The sequence below is a fragment of the Olsenella sp. CU969 genome (assembly GCF_905219715.1).
In the GTDB taxonomy this organism is placed as follows: Bacteria; Actinomycetota; Coriobacteriia; order Coriobacteriales; family Atopobiaceae; genus Granulimonas; species Granulimonas faecalis.
Map to the genome: position 1 here is coordinate 1 of NZ_CAJMXC010000113.1, position 3,786 is coordinate 3,786.

Genomic DNA, 3,786 nt, shown 5'->3' on the forward strand with positions numbered 1-3,786 from the left:
AACGGGGGGGGTACAGGTGGCGCCGACGGGCGGCAGCCGCCCTACCCCGCGGCAGCCGCCCTACTCCCCCAGCACCTCGGGCGTGGAGCGGTACCCGATGCCCATGCGATCGATGCCCTTGTCGATGAGCTCGAGGAAGTGCTCCCGGTCGCGAATGCAGCCGGAGCCCTTGACGCGGATCTCGNCCTCCCCGGCCTCCATCATGAGGTCCACCACCTCGTTGGTGGCGCCGCGCTGCTCGCCACCGGTGTAGAAGCCGGTGGACGACTTGATGAAGTCGGCGCCGGCGGCCACGGCGCAGCGGGTGCCGTCCTGAATCTGCCCATGGGTGAGGGNGTCCGTCTCGATGATGACCTTCACCAGGACGCCCCTGGCGTGGCAGGCCTCCACGACGGCGCGGATGTCCTCGGTCACGTAGTCGAGGTCGCCGGAGCGCAGGCGACCGTAGTTGGCCACGATGTCGAGGTCCTGGATGTCGTAGCCGTCCATGATGGCCTCGGCCTGGGCCACCTTGGAGGCCGTGGAGCTGGCGCCAAAGGGGAAGTCGCACACCACGCAGAGACCGGTGCCGGTACCCTCCACCATGGGGGCCACGATGGGCAGGCTCGACGGGTTGATGCAGATGGTCGCGCAGCCGAAGTCGATGCCCTCCTGGGCGTACCTCCTGATGTCCTCCACCGTGAACTCGGGCTTGAGGACCGACTGGTCGATATAGGCGGCGAGCTCGGCGCGGCTCATCTCGGAGGCGGGCTTGGCAGGGGTCATGGCGCTCCTCTCTGCAAGGGGTCTGAAGGACGGTTCGAAGATACGACCGCCCGCAGGCCTTTTCGGGGAGCGTGGGGAAAAACAGCCTCCTGATGCTGAACGTTCTGTACGTTTGCTGCGGGGCGGCGGCCGGTGTCCGCGCGCGCCGCGACCCTAGGCGCGCCGGTAGGCGGTGCCCTCGGCGGAGACATCGAGCACGAACCGCGAGAGGGCGGCCGGCATGAGGATGACGCTCGTCTCGAACGGAAGACCGTCGCCGTCGAGGGTCTGGCGCACACAGCGCAGGGCCGGGGCGCCGGGCTCCAGCCCAAGGGCCCGGGCCTCCCCCGCCGCCAGCGTGCAGGCCTCGTAGGCCTCCAGCGCCCGGGCGGGGAGCTTGCCGCTGCCGGCGGCAATGGCAGCGTAGAGGGAGCCCGTGCCCTCCACCTGCCCCCGGGAGAGGCCGGGCACGAGGTCCTGCGGCACCCAGGCCGTCACATACTGCCGCGGCTCGCCGTCGGCCATGCGCACGCGCACCACCCGCCAGAGGGGCGTGCCCTCGGCCACCTGGAGCTGGCGGGCCTGACGCTCGTGGGCGGGCACGGCGGAGAGGTCCAGCAGGCGGGAGAAGGGCTCGCCGCCGGCGGAGCGCACCTGCCCGGAGAAGTTGAGGGCCGTGGAGATGTCCTCGGCTTCCTCGGGCCACCGGGCGAAGGTCCCGAGCCCCCGGCAGCGCACCACGCGGCCCTCGCGGGCGAGCTCGTCGAAGCAGCGGCGCACAGTGCCCCGGGAGAGGCCGAAGGCCCGGCAGAGCTCCTNCTCGGAGGGCAGCGGCTGGTCGGGACCCANNNCGCGCGCGGCGATGACCTGCAGAATGCGATCCTTGAGCTGGCGGTAGAGCGGCGCCTGCGCCGCCGGGTCCAACGGCGGGGCGCACACGAGGGCGAGCNCGTCCATGGGTCCTCCTCCGGTGGCCGACGGGACAAAGGTACCTGAGCNACGGCGCGCGCGGCAAAGCGGCCCGACGGCAGCACCGGCCGGTGGGACAAAAGTGCCCGACCATTGGGACAAAAGTGTCCGGGTGGTGGGACGAGGCGGGGTCAGCGGGGCAGCTCCACTGTGAACGTCGTCGTGCCGCCGGCGCTCTCCGCCCACACGCGGCCGCCGTGGGCCCGGGCGATCTCCTCCACGATGGAGAGGCCCAGCCCGGCCCCGNCGCCGTCGCCACGGGCGTCGTCGCCTCGCACGAACCGCTCNAAGACGTGGGGCAGCAGCTCCTCCGGGATGTCGGGCCCGTTGTCGCGCACCGTCATCCGCACGCCGCCGTCGGAGGCGCGGCCCACCCCCACCACGACCTCCGTGCCGTCGTCGCCGTGGGCCACGNCGTTCCTCACCAGGTTGGAGAGCATGCGGGCGGCCCGGCCCGGGTCCACGGCGGCCACGCANGGGCCGTCGGCCGCCACCCGCACCGTCAGACTGTGGGCCGCGGCGTCGGGCATGGCCTCCTCGGCCACCTGCTCGCCGAGGAGCACGAGGTCGACCCGGCTCCTCTCCAGGGGGATGGTCTGCAGGTTGAACCGCGAGATCTCGAAGAGCTCCTCCACCAGGTCGCCGAGGCGCACCGCGCGCCCGTGGGCCACCGAGACGTAGCGACGGCGGGCGTCCTCGGGCAGGTCGGGTGACTCGTCGAGGAGCTCGAGGTAGCCGGTCACGGAGGTGAGCGGGGTCCGGAGGTCGTGGGCCAGGTAGGTCACAAGCTCGTCCTTGCGGCGCTCCGCGGCGAGCGCGGCCTCGTCGGCCTCCAGGCGCTCCCGACGCACCGACTCCAGCTCGCGCCCGGCCACGGAGAGCTCCTCGGGCAGGCGCACCGGCGCCGCGGGGTCGCGCACGAGGTCGGTCACCGCGGCGGCGAGGTCGTCGAAGGCGTCGAGGTAGCGGCGCTGCNCCCAGAGGAACACGACCACCANCCCGCTCAGGTAGACNACGANGGCCGCAGGGGCCTTGAGGTCGTGGAGGCGCGTGTAGAGCGTGATGTCGCGCACGCGGAAGACCTCCTCGCCCGTGGCCTCGTCGTAGCCGCCCACCACCTGATAGGCCTTGCGGGGGTCTGAGAAGCGGCCCGTCTCCGCGAGGACGTTGTAGTCCTCCACCGTGTAGGTGGCCCATGCGGAGTCGTTGGCTGCGATGGCCTCGCCGAGCGCGCTTACAAGGTCCCGCGAGCCCCACGCCACGAGGAGGCAGAACAGCGTCCACAGGGCCACCGCGAGCACGGTGCGGCCCTCGACACGGCGGGCCAGGACGCGGGCCTGCTCGCTGCGGGAGGCCCGCCGCCTCACCGGCCGTCGCCCGACACGCGGTAGCCCACGCCCCACACGGTCTGCACGTAGCCGCGGGAGGCGTCCACACGCTCGAGCTTGGCGCGCAGGCGTCGGATGTGCACCATCACAGTGTTGCGCGACGAGGCGTCCGGCTCGGCGTCCCACACGCGGCGGAACAGGTCGCCCACGGGCACGGGGTCGCCGTCGGCGGCCATGAGCTCCTGGAGGAGGCGGAACTCCGTGGGAGTGAGGTTGAGGGGCACGTCGAGGAGCGACGCCCGGTGCGCCACGGGGTCGAGGGCGAGCGGGCCCACCCGCAGGCCGTGGGAGGAACCCTCGCTGCGGCGCAGGCGCGCCCGGATGCGGGCCACGAGCTCGCGGGGGCGGAACGGCTTGGCCACGTAGTCGTCGCCGCCGATGGTAAGGCCCACCACCTGGCTGGTCTCGTCGTCCTTGGCGGAGAGGAAGATCACCGGCAGGTCGGGCTCGCGGGAGCGGAGGAGGCGGCACGTCTCGAAGCCGTCCATGCCCGGCATCATGACGTCGAGGACCACGAGGTCGACGGGGCCGTCGGTCACGGCGGCCAGGGCCTCCTCGCCGCTGCCCACGCCCACGAACCCCAGGCCCTCGCCCTCCACCAAGGCGCCCACCAGGCCCACGATGGCCGGGTCGTCGTCCACCACGAGGACCCGCGGCGTGCGCCCCTCTCGTCCCTCCCCCATGG

The 3,786-nt window shown here is 72.8% G+C and carries 4 protein-coding genes; all 4 read right to left on the bottom strand.

All coding sequences use genetic code 11. From position 1 onward, the window contains the following. Window positions 1–60: 60 nt before the first annotated feature. A complete protein-coding gene (deoC, locus tag JX283_RS07900) occupies window positions 61–765 on the bottom strand; it encodes a deoxyribose-phosphate aldolase (protein ID WP_204830089.1) in 705 nt (234 codons plus the stop codon). A gap of 153 nt (window positions 766–918) precedes the next feature. Further along, window positions 919–1,701 carry a GntR family transcriptional regulator gene (locus JX283_RS07905; RefSeq protein WP_204830090.1) on the bottom strand — a complete coding sequence of 261 codons (783 nt, stop codon included), beginning with the start codon at window positions 1,699–1,701 and terminating at the stop codon, window positions 919–921. Between the two features lie 143 nt (window positions 1,702–1,844). After that, window positions 1,845–3,080 carry a sensor histidine kinase KdpD gene (locus JX283_RS07910; RefSeq protein ID WP_204830091.1) on the bottom strand — a complete coding sequence of 412 codons (1,236 nt, stop codon included), beginning with the start codon at window positions 3,078–3,080 and terminating at the stop codon, window positions 1,845–1,847. After that, a partial coding sequence (locus JX283_RS07915) for a response regulator transcription factor (protein ID WP_135978921.1) occupies window positions 3,077–3,786 on the bottom strand: 710 nt, incomplete at its 5' end. The genes JX283_RS07910 and JX283_RS07915, both read right to left, overlap by 4 nt.